Raw genomic sequence first — 23,731 nt, forward strand, 5'->3', positions numbered from 1 at the left:
ATTATACTATGAAAAAGAATTTAATTCTATTGAGTGCTTTGTTCCTAATTGGAATTGCTCAGCTTAATGCTCAATGTTGCAAACCGACTGACAATAAAGCACAAACAGCAAATACAACACAGCAAGAAGGTAAGACCCTGCAACTGAAAATCACGGGAATGACTTGTGCAGGTTGTTCCAACCATATTTCAAATGCCCTCAAAGAAGTGGACGGCATTATTGAACACAAAGTGGAATATCCAGGCGATTTGGCAACTATCCAGTACGACCCAAGCAAAACAAATCCTGAAGCTATCATAAAAGTAATTGAAAAAACAGGTTATAAAGCCGAAATCATTAAAGAAAATTCTAAATAATATGAAAACTGTAAAATTAATTTTAGGCATTGTTACTATCGGGATGATAGTAGCTAGTTGTAATAAAGAAGTACAGGAACCGGAAGTAAAACCAACAAATTCTTCAACTCCCGGTACTAATTCTTCCACCCCAACAGGTACTTCGACCATTTCTTACACAGATTTGAGTGCGGAACAAAGCACCATTGCAATTGGGGCAACCACAAAAGTAACAGCTACAGCAACAGGAGATGGTCTTTCTTATATCTGGAGTGCATCAGATGGCGATATTATAGGAAGTAAAGCATGTTTGCAGTAAAACCCCAAATAGAAAACTTATGAAAAATCAACGAAAATATATTGACGGTCAATTAAACGACATTCTTTTTTCTGAATTTAAGATAAAGAATAGCGATTTTATTTTACGAATATTTCAAGAATTGATGCTAGGCAGTTCTATATCTAAAAACAGATTTTATAAACTAATAAAAGTGTCCAAAGATAAAGCGGACGCTATTTTGAATAAACTGGGCGAAACCGATGTACAAGGAAATATTATTGCATTTTCTGGTCTATCTACAGTTCCTACCAAACATCGCTTTATTGTAAATGGTAAGATGTTATACACATGGTGTGTAGTAGATGCCATTCTGTTTTCGGAATGGTTAGGTGTAGAAGCCAATGTTCATTCAACTGACCCGATTGATAACTCTCCCATCGAATTACAAATAAACGGAAGTCAGCTATTATGGACAACTCCTTATCCTTTATTTATTTCTTGGGTAGAATCTGTTGACACCTGCAATATTAAAGGGTCGCTATGTAATCACGTTTCATTTTTTGCAAGCGAAAGAACAGCAAAACAATGGTTAAAAAATAATCCTGATGGAAAAATATTGACGCTTGAGGATTTCTTTGAGCCTAAAAACATAGGAATGAAATGTTGTTAAGTATAGTCCTAAATAAATTAAAAAAATAAGATGAAAGAAGAAAAAATAAAATTGGAAATTGCAGGTATGACCTGCGACCATTGTGCCACAGGAATAAAAAAAATGCTTTCACAAAATGAGGGTGTTAAAGAAGCCAATGTGAGCTACCCGAAAGCTACTTGTGAATGTTCTTTTGACCCTGCCAAAACCAGCAAAGAAGAAATCATCAACACCATCAACGGTACAAAAAACTATCGTGTAAAAAGTGAAATTTCTGAAAATGGAAATAGTAGGAATAATCAATTTGATTTAATCATTATCGGTGGTGGTTCGGCTGCATTTTCGGCAACCATTAAAGCCGAAAGTTTAGGATTATCGACCTTAATGGTAAACGGTGGTTTGGACTTTGGCGGTACTTGTGTAAATGTGGGTTGTGTGCCATCTAAAAACCTAATTCGTGCAGGTGAAACGGTTTATCACGCTACGCATTCCAACTTTGAAGGCATCAAACCAAAAGGTGTTGACATTGATTTCGCACAAATCATTAAAGCCAAGAAAAAATTAGTAGCGACACTTCAGGAGAAAAAGTATATGGATGTGGTAAGCGATTTTGAAAACCTGACTATGCTAAAAGGTTGGGCAAAGTTCAAGAACAACAAAACCATTGAAGTAGACGGCAAAGAATACAAAGCCATCAAATTTTTAATAGCCACTGGAGCTACTACCAACATTCCGACTATTGAAGGATTGGACAAAATTGACTATTTGACCAATGTTTCCCTATTCGACTTGGAAGAAAAACCCGAAAGCCTGACCATTATGGGAGCAGGTTATATCGGATTGGAAATCGCAATGGCTTACAATCGTTTAGGCGTAAAAGTCCGCATCATTGAATTTACCGACCGAGTATTACGTACACAAACCCCAGACATCAGCGAAGCATTGGAAACCCAAATACGAAAGGAAGGCATAGAAATTTTACCCAATTTCAGAGCCGTAAAATTTAAAAAGCAAGGAAATGAAACTATCATCCATTGCAAATGTCCTGATGGTTCATTTACTCAAATAGTAGAAAAAGGAAGGGTGGTAATTGCCACAGGAACAAAAGCCAATACAAATCAATTAGGATTGGACAACATTGGTTTGGAACTCACCCAAAGCGGACACATTGCAGTAAATGAAAAGATGGAAACCAATCTATCCAACATTTACGCAGCAGGTGACGTAACCAACACCCCTGCATTTGTTTACACAGCCGCTTTTGAAGGTAAAATTGCCGTTGAAAATGCTTTCTCAGGAACAGAAAACAAAGCCGATTATTCCTCTTTACCTTGGGTGGTTTTTACTGACCCACAAATTGCAGGCGCAGGTTTAGATGAAGCACAGGCAGAAGCAAAAGGCATTCCGTTTGAAGTTTCAAAATTGGAACTCAAAGACGTGCCGAGAGCCATAGCAGCAAACGACACAAGGGGTTTTATCAAACTCATTCGTAACACCGAAACCGATAAACTCATTGGTGCAAGAGTAGTCGCACCCGAAGGCGGAGAACTTATCCAACAATTAAGTATGGCAATCAAATACGGAATAACGGTGAAAGACTTAGCAGACAGTTTCTACCCTTATTTGACTTTGGGAGAAGGAATAAAATTAGCAGCCATAACTTTCGGAAAAGACGTATCGAAATTAAGTTGTTGTGCAAGCTAAATCAAATTCCTTCAATTCTATGTTTTCGATTCCCATTCATGCATTGCCTTGCTATTCAAATAGTACTGGTTCATAGAATTGGCATTTAATAGCCATAAATAGTCAATAATCACTCAAACATAAAGCAAAGTTACAGGCGTGCGGATGCGAGAGCTGCAAGGGCTCGCTTCGCCTGTTAGGAAAAAAAATCTCCACCCTTCGGGTAGTATTTTTTTCCCACAGCCCTTGCTGCAATCGCACCGTTCTGTAGTGTGAGGGCATTATGTTTAAGTTATTATTCAGAGTCCGTTTCGGCAGCCGGTGGTTGTTGGCGGGCGTTCGCACCTCAGGCCTTCCGTTCCATGCAGGCATTCAGCGTTGTGGTATCACAGATTATACGCTTCGTGTTTTTTGGTTCGAGTTGTGCATTTCAGAGCTTCCTTTTTAGGGGGCTCTTTTTTTTACTCGTTAAGGGAAAATTTTAAAAAGAGAAAAGCAAAGATAGGCGGGCTCGCACATGCCCATCGCACTTTCGGACAGTCAAGGTCAAACCCTACGGGTTTTGAAAAAAATCTCCACCCTATGGGTAGTATTTTTTCCAAAAACCTTGACAGCCGAGCCGCACCCGCCTGAAAGACAGCTTTCTCTTTTCTTTTTTTCCCTTTTTTCTTTTCTCTTTTGAAAAAATATATGCGAAGCGCAGCGAGCTAAACTTTAATGGCTCACTGTATGAAATCGTTTCGTATCAAAACACACCGACTGGAAAGCAGCTACCAACAGCCGCACTTCTTTATCCTGAATAAAGGATTGAACAGCGGAAAACCGCTCAACCAAGCTTGCCCGAATTGCTTTGTTTGCCTCACCGACAACCAAGAGGACAGGGAATTTCTCTTTTGGCTATGCTTTGGATTGTGGAGGTCAAAATCATTTCACTATCTCCTGAAAGGCTCCGTGATTCCATTTGTGACTATTGATGAAATCCGAAAGCTGATTCGGGAAAGCTCCACCAAAGCAAGCTGCAAAGACCAGGCATTTCAGAAGGCAATTCAAGCCCTTCAACTACTCGATACCAACGAGCAAAAAATCAAGGTCACACTAAAGATGATTGATACTGCCAGACAAGCCATATTTTTTGACTTGATGAAAGAAACAGGTACAGGATAGATTCCTGCCCTGCCAAAAAAACAGCGCAACAAAAGCAAAATAAAGCACACTACCGCAACAGCACCCAAAAGAGAACTACCGCTTAATTCTTGAAGTAATTTAGTTGGCGAAGGGCAAATCCATGGTAAGTCCGTGTCAAGTCCAAGCAAATGTTTAACTCCTTAAAAATCGTAAAGAGATGGGAAAAATTAATCAAGGTATTCTCGGTGGTGTCTCAGGACAGGTTGGGAATGTAATCGGTGGAACTTGGAAGGGCATCGATTACCTGCGCATCAAACCTTCCAGTGTAGCGAACCCAAGAACTGAAGGTCAGGTTGACCAGCGTTCTAAATTCTCAACTGTCCTAAGGTTCTTGCAACCAATGACAGACTTCCTGAGAGTCGGTTTCAAGTTGTATGCAAACCGTATGACCCAATTCAATGCGGCCATGTCTTACAACCTGAACAATGCAGTTACCGGAGCTTATCCAAACTTCATGATTGACTATGCAAGTGCATTGGTTACTCGTGGTAACTTGACAGGTGCGGCCAACGGTGCAGCGACTTCTCCAAGTGCTGGAAACGTAGAAGCAACCTGGACAGACAATTCAGGAAGCGGAAGTGCTCAGGCAACAGACAAGGCGCTGATTGCCCTTTTGAACACTACTCGTGGAGAAGCAGTTTTTACAACTGCTGGACCAGCAAGGAGTGCCGCAGCTGCAGCCATTCCTGTGCCTTCTGAGTACTCAGGAGAAGATGTAGAAGTCTTCTTAGGGTTTGTGTCAGAAGACGGAACTAAAGTCGCTAACAGCGTTTATTTAGGCTCTGTAACAGTTGCGTAAAGCGATTGGTGTTTTCCTTGAAAAGCCGCTTCAGAAATGAGGCGGTTTTTTTTGATTTATGTTGAAAATCAGCATATCAGCAAAATTCAATTTGCGTCGGAGTGTATGTATTCTGTATGTATTGAAAATAAAAAAGCACTTACGAATTAACGTAAGTGCCTGATAACTAAGAGCCTCCTGTCGGGATCGAACCAACGACCTACTGATTACAAGTCAGTTGCTCTACCAGCTGAGCTAAGGAGGCTTCTATATAAAAACACTCTTTTAAAAGTGGTATCAGGAAGACTTTTTCCCTGATTGCGAGTGCAAATATAGTTTTATACTCCTATGAAATCAAAACTTTTGAGAAGATTTTTCTAACAAAATCCCTATTTTACTCATAGTGAAGGAATTAAAATTCGCGAATAATTGAAAGCTTCTTCTTTAATTTATCCACTTCTTGCTCTGCCTTGTCGATCTTCTCCTCAAATTGATCTTTTAACTTATCAGCAGTTTTAGAGGCAGCAAAAAACTCAAGGTTATTTCTCCATAAGGTAATGTTGTTTTCCAAGTCTGTGATTTGTCTACGAATTCCGTGTTCCTTTTTGTTAAGGACTTTATTGCTATTTGGATCCGCTTGAAGCTTGTTGAGGTTCAACCTGAACAAAAAGTCGTCCTTGCTTTCACCTTCCAACTCTAATTTAGATACATATTCATTTACCGCATTGTTGAATTTGGATGAAATGTCTTTCATGCTCTTTCTAGGCACAAATCCAATTTCGTTGAATTGTTGAATTAGTTTTTCAAGGTTCTCAGCACTTGTCTGGCTTTCGTCCTTAGCAGCATCCGAAATCTCTTGACAAACTTTCTCTTTCTCTACGAGATTGTCTTCAAATGCTTTATTGGTTTCCTTATTGGCAGTCCTCCTACTTTCAAAGAAAGTGTCGCATGCCTTTTTAAAACGGTTGTAAAGATCATCTCTAAACTTCTCAGGCATTGGACCGAGTTCTTTCCACTCTTTTTGCAGTTGAATTAACTCATTGGAAGTGTTTTTCCAGTCGGTGCTCTCCAAATAAGTCTCAGCTTTTTCTATAAGCTTCTCCGCCTTTTCTTTATTTTGCTGCCTTATTTCATCAAGCTCCTTAAAGAAGAGGTTCTTGTGGTGGAAAAACTGCTTAAAGAGCCCCCAAAATGTTTTATTGATGTCCTTACCAGCCTCTCTTGGAACCGGACCTATAAGTTCCCACTCTTTTTGCAAAGCAAGAATCTCTTTTGTCTTCGTGTTCCAGTCTCTGATTTTTTCGGCTTTGAAGGATTTAAAAGTATCTAGCTTTTCAATAAGCTTTTCTTTTAAAACCTGATTGGCTTTAAATACTTCTCTTTGACTGTCATAATAAGCTTTCCGCTTATTGTAAACCGCATCAGAAGCACTTTTAAACCTTTGCCACAGCGCTTCTTGCTCATCTCTTGGCACAGGCCCTATATGTTTAAATTCCTCATGAAGATCATTGAGGTTTTTAATTGCTTCTTTCACATCTTCAACCTCTGACAATGCTTCAGCCTTTTGGCAAAGATCCAGTTTACTGTCAAGGTTCTTTTTCCTATCTAGTTCTTTTAATTCGAAGTAAATACTTCGATTATCATAAAAACGGTCCATAAGGGCATTATAAGACGCCCAAAGGTTTTTATTCTGACTGTGTGGAACAGGACCAATTTTCTTCCACTCATCCTGGATTTTTTTAATAGTCTCGATGCTATTGGTAGTTTCTTCTCCATCTACTATAGCTCTCAATTGATCCAAAATCAGGTTTTTATCATTGGCATTCTTTTCTTTCGAACGCTCTAGGTCTTTAAACTGCTGGTGTTTTTTCTCCTTAAACAATTGGTAAGAAGCAAAAAACTCCTTGTCTTCATCTGTCCCTCTATAGACAAATCCATCCTTCTCTCCTCCTTCACTCAAAAATTGTTCAAGGGCTTGTTCTTGTTCCTTGGAGAAAAATTCGTCGTATTGGTTTTTTATTTCTTGTACCAACCCATCTCTACGAACGAAATGTTGTTCGTTCACAAAGTCCTTTAGGGTTTTTATAAGTTGTGCTTTGGTAAAATTATGGAAATCGAATTCCTCTTCCTCCTCCTCGTTTTCATCTGAACTATCTTTATTGCCTACAGCCACTTCTGCATCGGACTCAGATTCCGTGGTTTCAGCAGAAGATGCCACTTCCACAGACTCTCCTTCGTCTTGAGAAGCTTTGCCCTCTTCTTTATCCTCCGGAACTTCATTTGACGGGGCCGCATCTGTGTTTACCACATCCACACTTTCCTTGTCAGTTGTTGAGTTTTCGTCCGTAGCATCGTTAGTAGTTTCTCCCTGTATTTCGGTAGATGCTTCTTCTCCTGATTTTTGGCTTTTGGCCAATTCTTCAGTAACCTTGTCTGCATTTTCAGACATTTCTTTATCCTTATCCATAATATTTATTGTATTCCTGCGTAATTCAAACCATACTAAACAAAAGTAGCAATTTTGAGCTAATTAAGTCTTGGGTCAATCGGATAATTTGCCAATACTTGGAAATCACCTCCCATATTCTTTAAAATAATCCTCCATAAATCATCTGGAGCTACTGTAAATATATTTTTAGCATGGCTATTATCACAAACAATCCATGTATTTTCTAATAATTCGTCTTTTAATTGTCCTTTTTCCCAACCTGAATAACCTAAGAAAAATCGGAAATCGGAAATATCTACCAAACCTAATTTGTGTTTACCAATCAATTCCTTAAAATCTCCTCCCCACCAAAGCTTCTCTCCTAAGGCTACACTATCTTCCAATTGTTGTTCTCCATGATAAATAAAATGAAGGGTATTTTGCTCTACTGGACCTCCTACATAAACTTCCTTATCTAAAAACTCATGTCCCTCTAAAAGCTCCTCTAATTTAAATATAGACAACTTATTCAATACCAAACCAAAGGAACCCATTTCATTATTTTCACACAATAGAACTACTGACCTGACAAAATTTTCATCCTGCAGGAACGGTTCAGAAATCAACAAACTCCCTGATTGTGGAGCTAATTTGGACATATCATCCATCAAAAACTATTTATATGAGGCATTAATATAAAGCAAAAATATTTAAAACCAATATATTTGCATTCCAAACTTAAATTTCCGTACCAAATCCTAATAAAATGAAAATAGCAGACATAAGAATAGAATATTCTTCTAAGAAATTGAATTTAAATGAGATAAATTCAGACCCTTTGGAACAATTCAAGGTATGGTTATCGGAAGCAATTACAGCACAGGTCAATGAACCTACTGCAATGCACCTTAGCACAATTAATGAAAATGGAAGTCCATCTGGAAGAATTGTCTTATTAAAAGGTGTAGACAATGGTTTCGTCTTTTACACCAACTATTCCAGCAATAAAGGACAGCAACTTATAAAAAATCCAGTAGCCTCCCTGACCTTTTTCTGGCCAGAATTAGAAAGACAAGTGAGAATAGAAGGCACCGTTGCTAAAACTTCTGCGGAGGAGTCTGACGAATACTTTAAAAGCCGACCGGAACAAAGTCAAATAGGCGCTTGGACCAGTCCTCAAAGTGAAGTTATTCCGAATCGCGCCTATTTGGAAGAACGTCAGCGTCAATTTGAGATAAAATTTAAAACGGAACCAATTATTCGACCAGAAAACTGGGGTGGTTTTCTACTTACTCCTACTTCGATAGAGTTTTGGCAAGGTAGGCCAGCTCGACTACACGACAGGGTATTGTACCGTCTCAATAAAGCGACTTCAGAATGGTCAATGGAGCGACTAGCGCCTTGATAAGGCTTCCTTCAGGACTTGTTTAAAACAAAATAAATAAGCTGATACTGAGATATTATTTAAAAATCTATTCCTCCTAGCACTTTTGGCTTGAGGATAACTTGCACAAAAACTTAACCAATCAGCGTGGTAAGCATAGGAAAGGCAGACTCCCTCTCAATAACGATAAAAAAATAATTGTATTTTTGGCGACATTGTTGTGATTTCCCGCAGCAATGCCGCCAAAATAATGGTTTAGATAAAACCCAACTTTTCAAGTTATTTCATCCTGATCAAGAGATCAAAAATCAAGAAACCTCAGGAAGTAATGGGGCTAGACCACTGTACTAAATAAGGTCAAATAGATTTTTAACTCCTGCTACTCTTTCTACAGTAAAACCCTCTCCATATTTCACATTAATCTTATGCCCTAGTTCACGGGATCTAGCTTCTATAAAATCAAGAAACTCTGGACTGGAAATAAAACTTTCAGGTTCTTTAGAGTCAGGATTATGGAATTGGGATTTAAATGCCAAAATACTGTTCTTTTTTATTTCCCAATAATCAGAAACATCAACCACCAAGTCTGGCTCAATGTATTCATTTTGAATATAATGATAGACAAATTTTGGTCTCCAAGGTTCTTGTGCTACCCCATCTATTTCGGTTTCCAATTTTCTTAGGCCACTAATAAAGCATGCATGAGAAGCCAGACTGCCTCCTTTACCATGATCAGGGTGTCTATCTCTAATCGCATTGGCAAGTACTATTTCCGGCTGGTATTTTCGTATAACCTTTGCAATAGCTTCCTGATGGGCTAAATCATCTTTGAAATAGATGTCCTTAAAACCTAAATTCTCTCTAGCATTTAGCCCTAGTATTTTTGCTGAATCATCAGATTCTTGTAAGCGTATCTCAGGTGTGCCGCGAGTCCCCATTTCACCCTGCGTAAGGTCAAGTATACCTACCTTATAACCTTGGGCTCTATGTGAAGCCAAGGTACCGCTACAGGCAAGCTCTACATCATCCGGATGTGCGGCAATAGCCAAAATATCCAATTTCATTTTTCTTATATTGAAATGACTGTAAAGTTATTATTGTATCTGTAATCGTCGCCCAATTTTCAAAATTGTGCTGGTACTGATTCCATTTAATCTGGTTATCTGGCTTACCCTGACCCCATATCTTCGAGCAATTACAGAAAGATTATCACCACTCCTTATCCTATGGTAAACGGCTTCCCTCATCTTGATTTCATGATCAAAACTTTGCGCGGTGATGTTGTAAGTAGGAGCTTTAATTCTTCCAATATCAAAATCGAAAATTTCGATCGGGTTTATTGAAAGTCCCTGGTAACGAATTTCAAAATGAAGGTGAGGACCAGTACTCCTACCTGTACTTCCTCCCAATCCAACAATATCTCCAGCGCTAACTTCCTGACCCACTTTCACTTCTTTCTTAGAAAGATGACCATACAGAGTTTCGAGACCATTTCTATGTCTTACCACTACATAATGTCCATACCCATACCTATCATAGGATGTGATGCGAACTATCCCATCGAATACTGATCTAACCGGGTCACCTACATTCAATTTCAAATCAGTGCCATGGTGCCAGCGGTAACGTCTCATCCCAAAATCAGAATTAATTTTGGTTTTGTCCAAAGGAGCACTCCATCCAGAACCATAGTAGGAATTGTACAAATTCACAGGTATGGTGTCTTTAAAATCTCTGGGATCAAAATCATAACTATTGATTTTATGACTGTCCCAGAGCCCATAATATTCATACGCCGTAATCCAAATACTATCTATCAATACTTTCTCTGCCACTTCTACCATCACATGAGTTGGTGCCCAAATAAAGGTATCAGTGTTTTCACTAACTAATGACAAACGTTTTTTAAGATTGAGATCATCCTTAAAGATCAAGGCGTCCGTAGCTTTTTCCAAGTCATTTCTATATTGGTCGGCATCAAAAAGATCTGCACCTAAGGGAGCCTTAAGCGATTGTTCGACAAAACCATTGTTATTCTGCTTGTCTACTTTTCTATGCTGTGCTGTGATATCAAAAATGATAGACGAACAAAGTAGAAACACGAGGAACCACCGTTCTTTTAGAATCATATGGATTCAGAACTATTCTTGGGAAGCCAAAAACCTTTCTGCATCCAAGGCAGCCATACATCCTGTACCTGCTGCTGTGACGGCTTGTCTGTATTCGTGATCTTGGGCATCTCCACAAGCGAAAACGCCAAGGACATTGGTTTTTGTACTTCCAGGTTTGGTTAGAATGTATCCGTTTTCGTCTGTATCAATCTGATTAACAAAAACAGAAGTATTAGGTTGATGACCAATGGCTACGAAAAAGCCTTCCAGATCCAAATCCCGCTCTTCACCTGATATTCTATTTCTTACCTTGGCTCCAACAACTTCCTCTTCACCAAGGATTTCTACTGTTTCATGATTCCACAGAATCTCTATTTTTGGGTTTTTCATAACCCTATTTTGCATGATTTGAGAAGCTCTTAATTCATCTCTTCTTACAATCATGTATACTTTTTTACAGATGTTGGACAAATAACTGGCTTCTTCACAAGCCGTATCTCCACCCCCAACAATAGCAACGTCTTTTCCTCTGAAGAAAAACCCATCACAAACAGCACAAGCTGAAACCCCTTTACCGTTTAGTCTGGTTTCACTTTCAATTCCTAACCACTTGGCAGAGGCTCCAGTAGAAATAATAACAGTTTCTGCAAGCAAAGTCTGATTACCATCTACAGTAACTTTAAATGGGCGCTCACTTGCATCCATTTCGGTTACTATACCATACCTCACATCCGTTCCAAAACGTTCTGCTTGTTTCTTAAAGTCCTCCATCATTTGAGGCCCCATAACACCGTCAGGATATCCTGGGTAATTTTCTACATCATTGGTAATGGTAAGCTGACCTCCAGGTTGAATACCAGTATACATTACAGGTGAAAGCCCAGCCCTTGAAGCATAAATAGCTGCAGTATATCCTGCTGGTCCTGATCCAATAATAAGAACCTTTATATTTTCTGTTTCCTGATTCATTTTTTTATTAATTATTCACTTTTATTCGAAAACGAAATTCTTTCGAATATTAACATATTAGAAAAACAAAAAAGTTTACTGACTTGAATATTTTTTTTGACAGATATAAAAAAAGGGCAAAGCGCCCTTTTTAAATTTTCTACTTTGTCTAAATAACTTATCCCAGATAAGGTTTTAAAGTTTTACTTCTACTGGTATGTCTAAGTCTTCTGATGGCTTTCTCTTTAATCTGTCTAACTCTTTCACGGGTAAGATTAAATTTCTCACCGATCTCTTCAAGCGTCATCGCATGTTCTCCATTCAATCCGAAATATAAAGTAATTACATCGGCTTCCCTTTGGGTAAGCGTAGAAAGTGCCCTTTGTACTTCTTTTCTTAGGGAGTCATTCATCAAGCCATCATCCGGCTTAATTTCCCCATCATTTTCCAAAACGTCAAGCAAACTATTTTCTTCTCCTTGTACAAAAGGAGCATCCATAGAAACATGTCTTCCGGAAATTTTCATGGTATCGACAACTTCCCCTGCGGTAACTTCGAGTACCTCAGCTAGCTCCTCAGGAGAGGGCTCACGCTCAAACTTTTGTTCAAGTTCAGAAAATGTTTTACTGATCTTGTTTAGGGATCCTACCCTGTTTAGCGGAAGTCTTACAATCCTGGATTGCTCGGCCAATGCCTGAAGAATGGACTGACGAATCCACCAAACGGCATAAGAAATAAATTTAAAACCCCTGGTTTCATCAAACCTTTGGGCAGCTTTAATCAAACCAAGGTTACCCTCGTTGATCAAATCACCCAATGACAAACCTTGATTTTGATACTGCTTGGCAACGGAGACAACAAACCTAAGATTGGCTTTGGTTAATTTTTCCAAGGCGAGCTGATCACCTTCTCGGATCCTTTTAGCCAACACCACTTCTTCATCTGCTGTCAATAAATCTACCTTACCTATCTCTTGAAGGTATTTATCCAGAGATTGACTTTCTCTGTTGGTAATCTGTTTACTGATTTTAAGCTGCCTCATTCAATTTTATTGATTATTTTTTTTAACGCATTGATAACAGATATTCCCTGAAGAATAGTTCATTTTTTACAATATGACTTATAAATTCAGAGACCTTCCAGCTTACTTGTCCTTTCTTTCTGGTTTAGGCAACAATGCTTTTCTGGACAATTTGTATTTCCCTGTCTTTTTATCTACATCTATAAGCTTAACAGCAATTTCCTCGCCAGATTCTAAAACTCCATCCATAGATTCAAGTCTTTCCCATTTAATCTCGGAAATATGCAACAACCCATCCTTGCCAGGCATGAATTCAACAAATGCACCAAAAGGCATAATGTTTTTCACTTTCCCAGTGTAAGTCTCTCCTATCTCAGGCTGAGCTACAATTGCCTTAAGTCTGGCAATGGCTGCATCCATAGATTCCTGGTTATTAGAGAAGATATTGATTCTTCCCATATTGTCCACTTCCTCTATGATGATGGTAGCTCCTGTATCTTTTTGTATTTCCTGAATCACTTTACCTCCTGGTCCGATTACAGCTCCTATTAGTTCTTTAGGAATCTGCATATTATAAGACCTAGGTGTATGCGGCTTGAATTCAGGTCTTGAAGATGAAAGGGTTTTATTAATTTCATCCAATATATGTAACCTTCCTTTTCTAGCTTGATAAAGCGCCTCTTTGAGTACTTCATAGTCAAGGCCTTCTACTTTAAGGTCCATTTGGCATGCTGTAATTCCTTTGGCTGTACCAGTCACTTTGAAGTCCATATCACCCAAATGATCTTCATCACCCAAGATATCGGACAAAATGGTATAATTGCCGGTTTTTGAATCTGAGATCATACCCATGGCAATACCTGTTACTGGACTTTTGATAGCAATACCTGCATCCATCAGTGCCAATGAACCTGCACATACAGTGGCCATTGAAGAGGAACCATTAGACTCCAAAATATCAGAAACGATACGGATGGTATAAGGGTTGTCTGCTGGGGCTGGCAATACTTTTTTGAGCGCTCTCATGGCAAGATTACCATGACCTACTTCTCTTCTACCTGGTCCACGGTTTGGTTTTACCTCACCTGTACTGAAACCTGGGAAGTTATAATGTAAAAAGAATTTATTGTAACCTGACAATACTGCTCCATCTACCATTTGCTCATCGAGCTTGGTACCTAAGGTACAAGTAGTGATAGATTGAGTTTCACCTCTGGTAAAAACGGCAGATCCATGTGCAGAAGGCAAATAATCAACTACGGACCAAATCGGTCTGATCTCGTCTGGCTGCCTTCCATCCAAACGCTTTTTCTCGTTTAATGTGAAGTTTCTAGCAGCTTCTTTATGAACCTTACTGAAATATCTTCCTATAAGTCGCTCATCATATCCATGATCTTCACCAAGGCTTTCTACAAAACCATCTTTAATGGCTTTCGTTAAGTCTGAACGCTCCTGCTTAACAGAAATTTGTCTGCTGACCACCTCATAAAGGCTGTCATACAATTCTGTTTTAATTTTTTCAAATAATGCTTCGTCATTGTCTTCATGACTATAAGCTCTTTTTTCTTCTTTACCAACAAGCTTAGTCAGTTCTTTTTGAACTTTACAATGCCTTTTGATTTCTTCATGGCCAAACTGAAGGGCTTCGACCATTTCATCTTCTGAAACTTCGTCTCCTTCACCTTCTACCATAAGGATAAACTCCTCTGAACCTGCAACGATCAGCTCCAATGAAGCCTTCTCTAAATCGGATGGTTTAGGGTTTATAAAAAGTTCTCCGTCAATTTTAGCAACCCTAACTTCTGAAATAGGTCCATTAAACGGAATGTCTGAAACAGCCAAAGCTGCTGAAGCTGCCAATCCCGCAAGGCAATCTGGCAAAACATCTTCATCGGATGACATCAAGGTGATGCTAATATTGGTGTCAGCATGATAATCATCTGGAAAAATAGGTCTGATAGCCCTATCAACCATTCTACTGATCAATATTTCATAATCAGATAATCTACCTTCTCGCTTCAAAAATCCTCCAGGTATTTTTCCTGAGGAAGCGAATTTCTCCTGGTAATCAACAGACATAGGTAGAAAGTCTACCCCATCTCCTGCTTCTTTTTTAGTTACTACAGTAGCTAATAAGATAGCTTTGCCCATCTTAATTACGACAGCACCATCAGCCTGCTTGGCCAATGCACCCGTCTCTATGATTATTTCCCTACCATCTTCAAGAGTGATAGTTTTTGAAATTGTATTTGGTAACATATACTTTTGAGTATGTAGTGTGTATAGTTTTAAAAATAAGGCTTAATAACAGAAGGAGGTAAAAAAGTAAGGTTCCTTATAACAAGGAACCCTACATGTAATTATTTACGGATACCAAGATCAGCAATTACATTTCTGTATCTCTCAATATCAATTTTTATCAGGTAATTAAGCAAACGCCTTCTTTTACCTACTAATTTCAACAAACCTTTTCTACTTGAATGGTCTTTTTTGTTGGTCTTCAAGTGTTCAGTCAGGTGCTTGATCCTGTAGGTAAACAGGGCAATTTGTGATTCAGGAGACCCTGTATCAGTTTCTGACTTCAACCGACCATGATTTTGGAATAGTTCTACTTTTTCTTCTTTCGCTAAATACATGCTTAGTCAAATATGATGTTAAAATTTTTAAAACAGAGCCAAAGGTAGCTGTTTTATTTCAATTTATAAAACATCTTCTTTTAACTTTTTTCTTTGGACCTTCTGCTGATAAAATTTCACTACCTTTTCCCAAAAACCCTGATAAAAATCTGGTTCAAATAATCTTGCATCTTTCCTTGCCTGCCTTAAAAAAAACAATCCGAAAGGAATCAAGGCAAGGTTAGAGAAAAAGGTACCGAACACTGGATCTGACAATCCCTCTTTTGCCCACTTTTCACCAGTAATGGTCAGCATGTAATACATTATAAAAAAAATAATGGATAACAATACGGGCATTCCAAGACCTCCTTTCTTTATAATGGCCCCTAAAGGAGCTCCAATCATAAACATAACAAAGCAAGCCAATGATTGGGTGTATTTCTGGTACCAGGCCACTTTGAAACTTCGATATTGCCGCATCACTTCATTGACTCTGGCTTTATTGGTTGTGAAGTTGTTTTTAATATTCCTGGCTGTAGTCAATCCCACTGAAGCCATGGATGTCCTATATCTTGATGTCAAAAGCAATGAATCCAATCGTTTCTCCTGATCAGCATTGAGTTCTACTAAATCAGGTTGTTCTAATTTTAAGCTACTGCTCTTATTGATCGCCCGCATATCAACCGCTTTACTGCCTGAATTAGACGCTACGTTTCCAAGACTGTCCTTGCCATTGATGGCGGAATCCTTAGTTTTGACAGGTTTGGAAGCTTCATTCTTTTGGGTAACAGAAGCTAAAGAACTATCTGTTTTGGTTTTGAGCGTATCTCCTACAATATTGGCAGGACTAACTGCCCCGGTTGAATCATTTGAAGCCATGGCCTTATTCTGACTATCCGAACCATTCAGCTTCCCATTTTCCTCATTTTCCAATTCCTGCTGGTACTTGAGGTTTTTCAAGGAATCCGTTTCTTGCTTTTTATCTATTATTTCTTGTGGCGGAAGTAGCTTTCTGGTCCTGCCAAAATAATTATACGAGGCTTCTGTATTGGCATAATTGAAAAAATACCAATGATTAAGTTCTCTGTCCATGGAATCAAGATCTACTCGAATTTCCCCAATATTCTTAATGGACTTACTATTCGACCAAAGGTTTTCCGGGGTTCTTTTGAGATCAAAAGCGTCCAGATCAAAAACCATTTTATTGGTTTCAAAACTGTTTCTACTGAAAGACTGCGGAATATCTCGCCCCCCTCTTCTTCCAGTTCCTTCCTGATAGCTATTGCCATGAAACAAGGTCAACATGATGTACCTGTCATTGAAGAAGGGTTCCATCCTTCCCGAGTCGGCAGTGATTACATGAAGGTTCCCTTGACCTGAGGTATGATCATAGATCAAAACGTCTTTAAGACGAACCTCATCCAACTTTGAATTTACCTTGATGCTATAACCTGGAATGCCATTGTAAAAGACCCCTTCCTTGATATCAAAAGCTGGGGACTTCATCCGGATATCATACAATAAACTAAAAGTCTTAAGGTTTACTCGGGGAACGATAAAATTATTGGACAAAAAGGCCATCACTGTAACAACTGCCACAAACACACCAATGGGCAGCATGGTCCTGTTCAATGATATCCCGCTACTTTTTATTGCTGTCAATTCAAAATGCTCTCCTAGGTTACCAAAAGTCATCAGGGAGGAAAGCAATACAGCCAAAGGAAGGGCCATGGGTGAAATACTTACAACGAAATAACCTATCAGTTCCATATAGACCATAAAAGGCAGGTCCTTACCGAATATCTCGTCAAAGTATTTAAGCATATTTACCGTAAGCAAAATAAAATCTACCACGATAAAAGTAAGCAGGAAAGGACTGAGGAATGACCCCAGTACTAGCTTATCTAATTTTTTCATTAATTGCCTTTACTTTTCATTTATTATCACGACATAGGTCATCGCCATTCTTATGTGTGTAGAAATTATCCCAAAATCAGTTTGTAGTTGGTTTCCCTGAACTTGCCTTTCAGTGCCGTAAATAAGCCATCGCTGCCCTTGAAGCACCTGCAAATACAAATTCATCCAACAATCCTTCCTGTATACACACAGTTTAACCGAAATATGCAATAGACAATCTAATAGGTGCTGAAATCGATTCAAAACCAGCCACTTCCTTGCTGTTTTCAATTTTACCATAGCGGTGCTATAATAAAATCTCAAAACAACCTGATTTTCTTGCGATTGCAACAGCTCCCATAAACACAGGATAGACATCACCCCTGGCTATCATAAGGGGTGATAAATCCTATTACATAATCCGTGTTTCAAAGACGAAGCAAAATTGAACATATTATGTTAAAAATGATAATTATAAAGCATTTTATCCTCCAATTATCTCTTTTAGGGAGCCAATTAACCCTTCCCAAATAGATTGCTGTTCCTGTTCGTCGTAAGCATCACCATATTCGACTACCCGCAGGTAAAAGGTTTGGGTTAATTCGTTTTCGTCCAATTTAAATTCAATAAAAGGATGGTCGGTTTCTTCATCCTCCTCTTCATCAGGATCAAAGAATTCAAATTTCACATGGTGATTTAACCGCATTATCACAGCGCGGGCATAATGACTCTCTCCGTCATAAATGAAATTATAGACCTTATCCTCATTTATTAACACATCATCGGCAAACCATTGGGACAAACCACTGGCTGTGCTTAAATAAGGATAAATAATTTTTTTGGAGCTATTTATCTGATAATCTGAAACAAACTTAATTTTCTCCATGACCTTTGTATTTCTAGTTGTAAAAAGTAATATTTTTTTTAGGCCCTTGATTTGCAATTCAAGGATTATACTCACATATTTGCATTCCCAATTGGCGAGGTAGCTCAGATGGTTAGAGCGCAGGATTCATAACCCTGAGGTCAGGGGTTCAACTCCCCTCCTCGCTACCAACAAAAAGGTCTCTTATTTTTAAGAGACCTTTTTTTATGTCATTCATCTCTTTAATCACTGAAAACAAAGACCTTACCTTTATAATTAAAGGTTAATGATTAAACACCTGTTCCCATTTCATTAATTGCCAATGATTGGGTTCAGGTATTAGTCTCCCAAAAGATAGGTAAACCATAAGTAATATAAGGAAAATTTCAAAAAATAAACCCTTTAAAAAAAATGAGGGCATAAAAAAACCCTCTAAGGAGGGTTTTTTTATAATAGTTTGCACTATTTTTATTTTACTTTTTCAACAATAGCTTTAAAAGCAACTGGATGATTCATTGCAAGATCTGCAAGCACTTTTCTATTAAGATCTATCTCTGCTTTTTTCAACATTCCCATAAACTGAGAATAGCTAACGCCATATTGTCTGGCTCCCGCATTGATCCTTTGAATCCAAAGTGCTCTGAATTCTCTCTTCTTTACTTTTCTATCCCTGTAAGCATACTGAAGTCCTTTTTCATACTTGTTTTTTGCTACAGTCCAAACATTTTTCCCTCTTCCGAAGTAACCTTTGGTGGCTTTTAATACTTTTTTTCTCCTAGCTCTTGAAGCTACTGAATTGACCGATCTTGGCATGTTTTTTTTAGTTTTTGACTTTTGGTGCTTTCAGATTTTCTGATAAGACTTGTAAACCAAAGGCCTGGTGAATTAAATAACCTGTTGAATTTTAAGATTAGATTCTAAGCATTGCTTTTACTCTTCCCTCATCTGACTCATGTACTTCTCCCATTTGGGTAAGATTTCTCTTCCTTTTGGTAGACTTTTTAGTCAAAATGTGGCTTTTGAAAGCATGCTTCCTTCTTATCTTTCCAGACGCAGAAAGCTTGAACCTTTTCTTAGCACTTGATTTAGTTTTAACTTTTGGCATTACCGTATATATATTAGTTGAATTATTTTTTGCCTGCTTTTGGAGAAACGAAAATATTCATTCTCTTCCCTTCCATTTTAGGTAATTGTTCTACCTGACCATAATCTTCAAGAGCCTGAGCAAATTTCAGCAGTAGCATCTCTCCTCTTTCTTTAAAAACAATGGTACGTCCTACGAAATGGACATAAGCTTTAACTTTAGCCCCATCTTTAAGGAAGTTGATGGCATGTTTCAATTTAAAATCAAAATCATGGTCATCAGTATTAGGTCCAAATCTAATTTCTTTCACTACAGTTTTAGCTGCATTGGATTTGATCTCTTTTTGCTTTTTCTTTTGTTCGTATTTGAACTTAGCATAATCGATCACCTTACAAACTGGTGGTGAGGCGGAAGGAGAAATTTCAACGAGATCAAGTCCATTATCTTCAGCCAGAGCTACCGCTTTATCAGTAGCCATTACTGCGTTACCTCCCTCTACAAAATCTCCTACAACCCTGACCTCTCTGGCCCTAATTTTTGAATTTACTTTATATGGTTCCTCTTGTCTCGGAGTATACGTTCTTTTTCCTCTCAAAATAGTTATGGTTGTTTTTTAAAGTTTCAATTTGCAAATATCTAATAATTTTTTAAATATTAAAAATCAACAAATTATATTCTTGTTATTTATTCAATGATTCCTTTATGATTCCTTGAAAGAAGTCAACAAAAGCGTTCAATTCGAAAGTACCTATATCCCCTTCTCCATGTTTACGGAGGGATAATTTATTCTCCTCTTGCTCTTTCTCGCCCACTATCACCATAAAAGGAATTTTCTTAACCTCAGCATCTCTGATCTTTCTACCGATTTTCTCATCCCTATTGTCAATATCACCGGTAATGCCGTTTTCATCCAAAACAGACTTCACCTTAGCTGCATAATCAGCATACTTCTCTGATATTGGCAATATAATCAACTGCTCAGGTGCCAGCCAAAGAGGGAAATTACCTCCACAGTGCTCAATTAGAACAGCTACAAATCGCTCCAAAGAACCAAATGGCGCCCTGTGGATCATCACAGGCCTGTGTTTCTGATTGTCAGAGCCGGTATATTCCAATTCGAATCTCTGAGGTAATTGATAATCTACCTGAATAGTTCCCAACTGCCAACTTCTGCCAAGGGCATCCTTGACCATAAAGTCTAGCTTCGGTCCATAAAATGCAGCTTCGCCTTTCTCCGTAACAGTGTCTAGACCTTTTTCTTCTGCTGCTTCGATAATCGCTTGCTCGGCTTTGTTCCATGCAGCCTCTTCACCTATGTATTTACCCATATTCTCAGGGTCCCTAAGCGAAATTTGTGCAGTATAGTTGTCAAAACCTAGGGCTTTGAAAACATATAAAACCAAGTCTATAACTTTTATAAACTCTTCCTTTACCTGATCTTGCCTACAAAATATGTGTGCATCATCTTGAGTAAATCCACGTACACGAGTCAAGCCATGTAGTTCCCCACTTTGCTCATACCTATAAACCGTTCCAAACTCAGCATACCTGACCGGAAGGTCTTTGTATGACCTTGGTTTGTATTTATAAATTTCACAATGGTGAGGACAATTCATGGGTTTTAATAAAAACTCCTCTCCCTCATGTGGTGTGGTTATTGGCTGAAATGAATCTTTGCCATATTTCTCATAATGACCCGAGGTTTCATACAATGCCTTATGTCCTATATGTGGTGTAATTACCTGCTCATAGCCGGAATGATCTTGTTCTTTTTTAAGGAAAGCCACCAATCGCTCTCTCAAAAGGGTTCCCTTCGGCAACCACAAAGGCAATCCCATGCCTACTTTTTCTGAAAACGTAAATAGCTCTAGCTCCCTACCTAATTTTCTATGATCTCTTTTCTTAGCTTCTTCAAGTAGGTAAAGGTATTCTTTCAATTCCTTCGCCTTAGGAAAAGTAATGCCGTATATACGGGTCAGCATTTTGTTCTTTTCGTCACCTCTCCAATATGCCCCTGCTATATTTAGCAATTTAACCGCCTTTACGAATCCTGTATGCGGAATGTGTGGCCCTTTACAAAGGTCGGTAAATCCACCTTGTTCGTAAAAGGTTATGGTTCCATCGTCAAGTCTTTCCAAAAGGTCTAACTTGTACTCATCTCCTTTTTCTTTGAAATAGGCAATTGCTTCTTCCTTTGAAATGTCTTTTCTGACAAATTCGTTTTTCTGTCGGGCCAATTCAATCATTTTGGCCTCAATTTTTTCCAGCTCGGCTCCTTCTAGGGTCTTGTCCCCAAAATCAACATCATAGTAAAAACCGTTTTCTATAGGTGGTCCTATTCCAAATTTTATACCAGGATATAAATCCTCTAAAGCTTCTGCAAGTAAATGGGCTGAAGAATGCCAAAAGGTGGACTTTCCTCCTACATCATTCCATGTTAACAATTCAATACTTACATCTTGATTGATAGGACGCGTGGCATCCCATATTTCACCATTGATTTTGGCAGCCAAAACATTCCTCGCCAACCCATCACTGATGCTCATCGCAATCACTATACTGTTTACTCCTTTTTCAAATTTCCTGACAGATTTATCAGGAAATGTTACTTTAATCTCATTATCAATACTTGACATGTATTCATTTTATTTATGATAAATCACCTTTACAAACAGGTGTTTTTAAACGCTTACTTTTCCAAAAATCAAAGTTTTCATTGCAATAAACTACAATAAAAAAGGTGCTATACCGATGCTGTATTCAAACCCATTACCCCCCTTTTCCCTCGATAGGAATTATCTGGCATCTTGTGATTTATTCACAGACCACCAAAAGTAAGGCGTTTTCCTGATTTACGGACTGCAAATATGCAAATTCGACAGGGTAAATAAAAGAGTAGGCCTTGCTTATCTTTTGTTTTGAACCTACGTCATGGTGAAAATATTTCTCAAACGACCGCTTTACCTATTTTAAAGCTTATTAACAAGTATATTTAGTTACTCAAAAGCCACACCAAACTAAAAAAAACATCTTATTATTTTCTCCTTGGAAGTAAATGATGCATCCGGTAATCCCAAAGGCTATCCATGGAAATAAATGTGTATAGTTATAATCAAAAGGAAAAAAATAAATCTATGGATAAGAAAAAAAAATTATTTTTAAACCGGATTATGTAACGATTGGGTATTTTAAAGCGATTTCAGCACGTATTAGAATGTCTATTGCAAATTTCGGGTTTAAGTATTCCATATAACATATGGCTACGCAGAAAACTGTTTTTTCAGAATGTTGAAGTTCCTCAACCTTGGACAAGTACTATAAAACCAACGATGAAATGAAAATTCATACGACCAATTACAAAAACGTTTTCATTGAGGTTGCAGAAGATTGCCCGGTGGACATGGGGGTAATTCCTCCCCTAAAAGGCGATAAGAAAACTGTAGCCAACATGCAGTTTGAAATATTGAATAAAGCACCTTATCAATACACCTCTGATGAGGTTTTGTTTCAGGTTTTTGCCAATAGAAATGATTTAACCCATGAAGAATTTGCCCAAGCGAAATCTGAATTTTTCTCCAAAGGTCAACCTTGTTTTCGGGCTTCTCCATTGACTAAGCGATATGGCTTTGGAATTCACTGTAATGAAGAGAGCAAAATAGCGATGTATGGTATGGAAACTTTAGAATATGCCAAGTACTTGGCCAACAAGTCTATCGGGAAAGTCAAAGCAATGCGATCAAAACGAGGCTGAAATTGTAATCGAAAAAGGCATTATTATTTCTTGAAAAATGCCCGCTTATGTGCGGCGGAGTGTTTGACAATCTCTTGGTACCAGCGGTATTTCAACTCGGTTTTCTCCATTTCATTTAGAAAATAGTTTTCGACTGACTTACCTTCTAACTTTTCTTGGAGTGCATAAAGGCAAATAGCAGCACTCACGGAAATATTAAAACTTTCAGTGAATCCTTTCATAGGAATATGAACCAAGCCGTCTGCGGCCTCAATGGCGGCATTGCTCACGCCCTCATGTTCATTGCCAAAGACCAATGCCAATGGTTGATCAATGGGCAATTCACTAAGAGGTAAGCTTCCTTCTCTAGGGCTTGTAGCTAATATTTTGTAGCCCTTTTGTCTAAGTTGACGAAAGCACTCAGATGTGGCGTTTCCTGAGGCATTGTCGTATTTATGTAAGTCTACCCATTGCGCAGCGCCTCTGGTCACGTAAGGGTTTACCGCATAGCTTTCATTGCCATCTATAAGGTGGACATCCTGAATCCCAAAGCAATCAGCCGTTCTTAAAACGGCTGAGGCATTGTGAGGCTTGTAGATATTTTCCAAAACCATGGTAATGTACCTGGTTCTATTCCCCAATACTTTATCTATCAAAGCTTTTTTATGTGGGGTCACATATTCAGACAAGTAGTCCAAAAAAGCCAGTTCGTCATCGTCCAATTGCTCCATAATGAATG

General features: G+C 38.4%; 23 protein-coding genes and 2 tRNA genes. 9 read left to right on the plus strand and 16 right to left on the minus strand.

Features of this window, described 5'->3' with window-relative positions; genetic code table 11:
- The first annotated feature begins 8 nt into the window (after positions 1 to 8).
- The 6 genes from AC13EX_RS09360 to AC13EX_RS09385 all read left to right on the plus strand — a co-directional run bounded on the left by AC13EX_RS09360 (position 9) and on the right by AC13EX_RS09385 (position 4,931).
- Positions 9 to 356, plus strand: coding sequence for a heavy-metal-associated domain-containing protein (locus AC13EX_RS09360; RefSeq protein ID WP_094998231.1), 348 nt, complete (start codon positions 9 to 11; stop codon positions 354 to 356).
- Between the two features lies 1 nt (position 357).
- Positions 358 to 654 (plus strand): hypothetical protein, encoded by a 297-nt coding sequence (locus AC13EX_RS09365; protein ID WP_002978236.1) that lies wholly within the window; start codon positions 358 to 360, stop codon positions 652 to 654.
- Between the two features lie 19 nt (positions 655 to 673).
- Positions 674 to 1,285 (plus strand): organomercurial lyase, encoded by a 612-nt coding sequence (gene merB / locus AC13EX_RS09370; protein WP_293295311.1) that lies wholly within the window; start codon positions 674 to 676, stop codon positions 1,283 to 1,285.
- A 30-nt stretch (positions 1,286 to 1,315) separates the two neighbouring features.
- Positions 1,316 to 2,968 carry a mercury(II) reductase gene (gene merA / locus AC13EX_RS09375; protein WP_482892467.1) on the plus strand — a complete coding sequence of 551 codons (1,653 nt, stop codon included), beginning with the start codon at positions 1,316 to 1,318 and terminating at the stop codon, positions 2,966 to 2,968.
- A gap of 708 nt (positions 2,969 to 3,676) precedes the next feature.
- Positions 3,677 to 4,111: a DUF6943 family protein gene (locus tag AC13EX_RS09380; RefSeq protein ID WP_475135421.1), complete on the plus strand. Its 435-nt coding sequence runs from the start codon at positions 3,677 to 3,679 to the stop codon at positions 4,109 to 4,111.
- Positions 4,112 to 4,289: 178 nt separating this feature from the next.
- Positions 4,290 to 4,931, plus strand: coding sequence for a DUF6266 family protein (locus AC13EX_RS09385; protein ID WP_482892469.1), 642 nt, complete (start codon positions 4,290 to 4,292; stop codon positions 4,929 to 4,931).
- Between the two features lie 171 nt (positions 4,932 to 5,102).
- On the opposite strand, the gene AC13EX_RS09390 is transcribed toward AC13EX_RS09385, so the two are convergent.
- The 3 genes from AC13EX_RS09390 to AC13EX_RS09400 all read right to left on the minus strand — a co-directional run bounded on the left by AC13EX_RS09390 (position 5,103) and on the right by AC13EX_RS09400 (position 8,006).
- Positions 5,103 to 5,175 (minus strand) — tRNA-Thr (locus AC13EX_RS09390).
- A gap of 147 nt (positions 5,176 to 5,322) precedes the next feature.
- The gene (locus tag AC13EX_RS09395) at positions 5,323 to 7,377 is read right to left on the minus strand and encodes a DUF349 domain-containing protein (RefSeq protein ID WP_482892470.1); all 2,055 of its coding nucleotides are present in this window, start codon (positions 7,375 to 7,377) and stop codon (positions 5,323 to 5,325) included.
- 59 nt (positions 7,378 to 7,436) lie between these two features.
- A complete protein-coding gene (locus AC13EX_RS09400) occupies positions 7,437 to 8,006 on the minus strand; it encodes a YqgE/AlgH family protein (protein WP_048642689.1) in 570 nt (189 codons plus the stop codon).
- A 98-nt stretch (positions 8,007 to 8,104) separates the two neighbouring features.
- On the opposite strand from AC13EX_RS09400, the gene pdxH reads away from it, so the two are divergent.
- Positions 8,105 to 8,743 carry a pyridoxamine 5'-phosphate oxidase gene (gene pdxH / locus AC13EX_RS09405; protein WP_482892471.1) on the plus strand — a complete coding sequence of 213 codons (639 nt, stop codon included), beginning with the start codon at positions 8,105 to 8,107 and terminating at the stop codon, positions 8,741 to 8,743.
- Positions 8,744 to 9,069: 326 nt separating this feature from the next.
- Here the strand turns inward: pdxH and bshB1 are convergent, their stop codons facing one another.
- From bshB1 to AC13EX_RS09445, 8 genes are all read right to left on the minus strand, one after another.
- Positions 9,070 to 9,786: a bacillithiol biosynthesis deacetylase BshB1 gene (gene bshB1 / locus AC13EX_RS09410; RefSeq protein WP_482892472.1), complete on the minus strand. Its 717-nt coding sequence runs from the start codon at positions 9,784 to 9,786 to the stop codon at positions 9,070 to 9,072.
- 30 nt (positions 9,787 to 9,816) lie between these two features.
- On the minus strand, positions 9,817 to 10,851 hold the full coding sequence (locus AC13EX_RS09415; RefSeq protein ID WP_482892473.1) for a peptidoglycan DD-metalloendopeptidase family protein: 1,035 nt from the start codon (positions 10,849 to 10,851) through the stop codon (positions 9,817 to 9,819).
- 12 nt (positions 10,852 to 10,863) lie between these two features.
- Entirely contained in the window at positions 10,864 to 11,802 is a 939-nt protein-coding gene (gene trxB / locus AC13EX_RS09420; protein ID WP_482892474.1) for a thioredoxin-disulfide reductase, read from the minus strand.
- 157 nt (positions 11,803 to 11,959) lie between these two features.
- Positions 11,960 to 12,823, minus strand: coding sequence for a sigma-70 family RNA polymerase sigma factor (locus AC13EX_RS09425; RefSeq protein WP_014021150.1), 864 nt, complete (start codon positions 12,821 to 12,823; stop codon positions 11,960 to 11,962).
- A 102-nt stretch (positions 12,824 to 12,925) separates the two neighbouring features.
- On the minus strand, positions 12,926 to 15,061 hold the full coding sequence (gene pnp, locus AC13EX_RS09430; protein ID WP_339709719.1) for a polyribonucleotide nucleotidyltransferase: 2,136 nt from the start codon (positions 15,059 to 15,061) through the stop codon (positions 12,926 to 12,928).
- 101 nt (positions 15,062 to 15,162) lie between these two features.
- Positions 15,163 to 15,438 carry a 30S ribosomal protein S15 gene (rpsO, locus tag AC13EX_RS09435; protein ID WP_048642683.1) on the minus strand — a complete coding sequence of 92 codons (276 nt, stop codon included), beginning with the start codon at positions 15,436 to 15,438 and terminating at the stop codon, positions 15,163 to 15,165.
- Between the two features lie 63 nt (positions 15,439 to 15,501).
- Positions 15,502 to 17,334 carry an LptF/LptG family permease gene (locus tag AC13EX_RS09440; protein WP_482892475.1) on the minus strand — a complete coding sequence of 611 codons (1,833 nt, stop codon included), beginning with the start codon at positions 17,332 to 17,334 and terminating at the stop codon, positions 15,502 to 15,504.
- Positions 17,335 to 17,797: 463 nt separating this feature from the next.
- Positions 17,798 to 18,199 carry an START-like domain-containing protein gene (locus AC13EX_RS09445; RefSeq protein ID WP_048644558.1) on the minus strand — a complete coding sequence of 134 codons (402 nt, stop codon included), beginning with the start codon at positions 18,197 to 18,199 and terminating at the stop codon, positions 17,798 to 17,800.
- Between the two features lie 93 nt (positions 18,200 to 18,292).
- Between AC13EX_RS09445 and AC13EX_RS09450 the strand changes: the two genes are divergently transcribed.
- Positions 18,293 to 18,369 (plus strand) — tRNA-Met (locus AC13EX_RS09450).
- 277 nt (positions 18,370 to 18,646) lie between these two features.
- Here AC13EX_RS09450 and rplT read toward each other — a convergent pair.
- The 4 genes from rplT to thrS all read right to left on the minus strand — a co-directional run bounded on the left by rplT (position 18,647) and on the right by thrS (position 21,898).
- A complete protein-coding gene (gene rplT, locus AC13EX_RS09455; RefSeq protein WP_048642681.1) occupies positions 18,647 to 18,991 on the minus strand; it encodes a 50S ribosomal protein L20 in 345 nt (114 codons plus the stop codon).
- 97 nt (positions 18,992 to 19,088) lie between these two features.
- On the minus strand, positions 19,089 to 19,283 hold the full coding sequence (gene rpmI, locus AC13EX_RS09460) for a 50S ribosomal protein L35 (protein ID WP_048644557.1): 195 nt from the start codon (positions 19,281 to 19,283) through the stop codon (positions 19,089 to 19,091).
- A 22-nt stretch (positions 19,284 to 19,305) separates the two neighbouring features.
- Positions 19,306 to 19,857 (minus strand): translation initiation factor IF-3, encoded by a 552-nt coding sequence (gene infC, locus AC13EX_RS09465; RefSeq protein WP_084011801.1) that lies wholly within the window; start codon positions 19,855 to 19,857, stop codon positions 19,306 to 19,308.
- Between the two features lie 85 nt (positions 19,858 to 19,942).
- Complete coding sequence (gene thrS, locus AC13EX_RS09470) at positions 19,943 to 21,898, minus strand: threonine--tRNA ligase (protein WP_482892477.1); 1,956 nt, start codon at positions 21,896 to 21,898, stop codon at positions 19,943 to 19,945.
- A 698-nt stretch (positions 21,899 to 22,596) separates the two neighbouring features.
- On the opposite strand from thrS, the gene AC13EX_RS09475 reads away from it, so the two are divergent.
- On the plus strand, positions 22,597 to 23,013 hold the full coding sequence (locus tag AC13EX_RS09475) for a DUF6157 family protein (protein ID WP_482892479.1): 417 nt from the start codon (positions 22,597 to 22,599) through the stop codon (positions 23,011 to 23,013).
- Between the two features lie 23 nt (positions 23,014 to 23,036).
- On the opposite strand, the gene AC13EX_RS09480 is transcribed toward AC13EX_RS09475, so the two are convergent.
- Positions 23,037 to 23,723: a TrmH family RNA methyltransferase gene (locus AC13EX_RS09480; protein ID WP_482892480.1), complete on the minus strand. Its 687-nt coding sequence runs from the start codon at positions 23,721 to 23,723 to the stop codon at positions 23,037 to 23,039.
- Between the last annotated feature and the right edge of the window lie 8 nt (positions 23,724 to 23,731).

It is taken from the genome of Cyclobacterium sp. L-R (assembly GCF_056859355.1).

Excerpts from the sequence above, each read along its gene's own strand:
- AC13EX_RS09360 (WP_094998231.1), top strand. The coding sequence starts at position 9 with ATGAAAAAGAATTTAATTCTATTGAGTGCTTTGTTCCTAATTGGAATT.
- AC13EX_RS09365 (WP_002978236.1), top strand. The coding sequence starts at position 358 with ATGAAAACTGTAAAATTAATTTTAGGCATTGTTACTATCGGGATGATA.
- merB (WP_293295311.1), top strand. The coding sequence starts at position 674 with ATGAAAAATCAACGAAAATATATTGACGGTCAATTAAACGACATTCTT.
- merA (WP_482892467.1), top strand. The coding sequence starts at position 1,316 with ATGAAAGAAGAAAAAATAAAATTGGAAATTGCAGGTATGACCTGCGAC.
- AC13EX_RS09380 (WP_475135421.1), top strand. The coding sequence starts at position 3,677 with ATGAAATCGTTTCGTATCAAAACACACCGACTGGAAAGCAGCTACCAA.
- AC13EX_RS09385 (WP_482892469.1), top strand. The coding sequence starts at position 4,290 with ATGGGAAAAATTAATCAAGGTATTCTCGGTGGTGTCTCAGGACAGGTT.
- AC13EX_RS09395 (WP_482892470.1), bottom strand. The coding sequence starts at position 7,377 with ATGGATAAGGATAAAGAAATGTCTGAAAATGCAGACAAGGTTACTGAA.
- AC13EX_RS09400 (WP_048642689.1), bottom strand. The coding sequence starts at position 8,006 with ATGGATGATATGTCCAAATTAGCTCCACAATCAGGGAGTTTGTTGATT.
- pdxH (WP_482892471.1), top strand. The coding sequence starts at position 8,105 with ATGAAAATAGCAGACATAAGAATAGAATATTCTTCTAAGAAATTGAAT.
- bshB1 (WP_482892472.1), bottom strand. The coding sequence starts at position 9,786 with ATGAAATTGGATATTTTGGCTATTGCCGCACATCCGGATGATGTAGAG.
- AC13EX_RS09415 (WP_482892473.1), bottom strand. The coding sequence starts at position 10,851 with ATGATTCTAAAAGAACGGTGGTTCCTCGTGTTTCTACTTTGTTCGTCT.
- trxB (WP_482892474.1), bottom strand. The coding sequence starts at position 11,802 with ATGAATCAGGAAACAGAAAATATAAAGGTTCTTATTATTGGATCAGGA.
- AC13EX_RS09425 (WP_014021150.1), bottom strand. The coding sequence starts at position 12,823 with ATGAGGCAGCTTAAAATCAGTAAACAGATTACCAACAGAGAAAGTCAA.
- pnp (WP_339709719.1), bottom strand. The coding sequence starts at position 15,061 with ATGTTACCAAATACAATTTCAAAAACTATCACTCTTGAAGATGGTAGG.
- rpsO (WP_048642683.1), bottom strand. The coding sequence starts at position 15,438 with ATGTATTTAGCGAAAGAAGAAAAAGTAGAACTATTCCAAAATCATGGT.
- AC13EX_RS09440 (WP_482892475.1), bottom strand. The coding sequence starts at position 17,334 with ATGAAAAAATTAGATAAGCTAGTACTGGGGTCATTCCTCAGTCCTTTC.
- AC13EX_RS09445 (WP_048644558.1), bottom strand. The coding sequence starts at position 18,199 with ATGGAGAAAATTAAGTTTGTTTCAGATTATCAGATAAATAGCTCCAAA.
- rplT (WP_048642681.1), bottom strand. The coding sequence starts at position 18,991 with ATGCCAAGATCGGTCAATTCAGTAGCTTCAAGAGCTAGGAGAAAAAAA.
- rpmI (WP_048644557.1), bottom strand. The coding sequence starts at position 19,283 with ATGCCAAAAGTTAAAACTAAATCAAGTGCTAAGAAAAGGTTCAAGCTT.
- thrS (WP_482892477.1), bottom strand. The coding sequence starts at position 21,898 with ATGTCAAGTATTGATAATGAGATTAAAGTAACATTTCCTGATAAATCT.
- AC13EX_RS09475 (WP_482892479.1), top strand. The coding sequence starts at position 22,597 with ATGAAAATTCATACGACCAATTACAAAAACGTTTTCATTGAGGTTGCA.
- AC13EX_RS09480 (WP_482892480.1), bottom strand. The coding sequence starts at position 23,723 with ATGGAGCAATTGGACGATGACGAACTGGCTTTTTTGGACTACTTGTCT.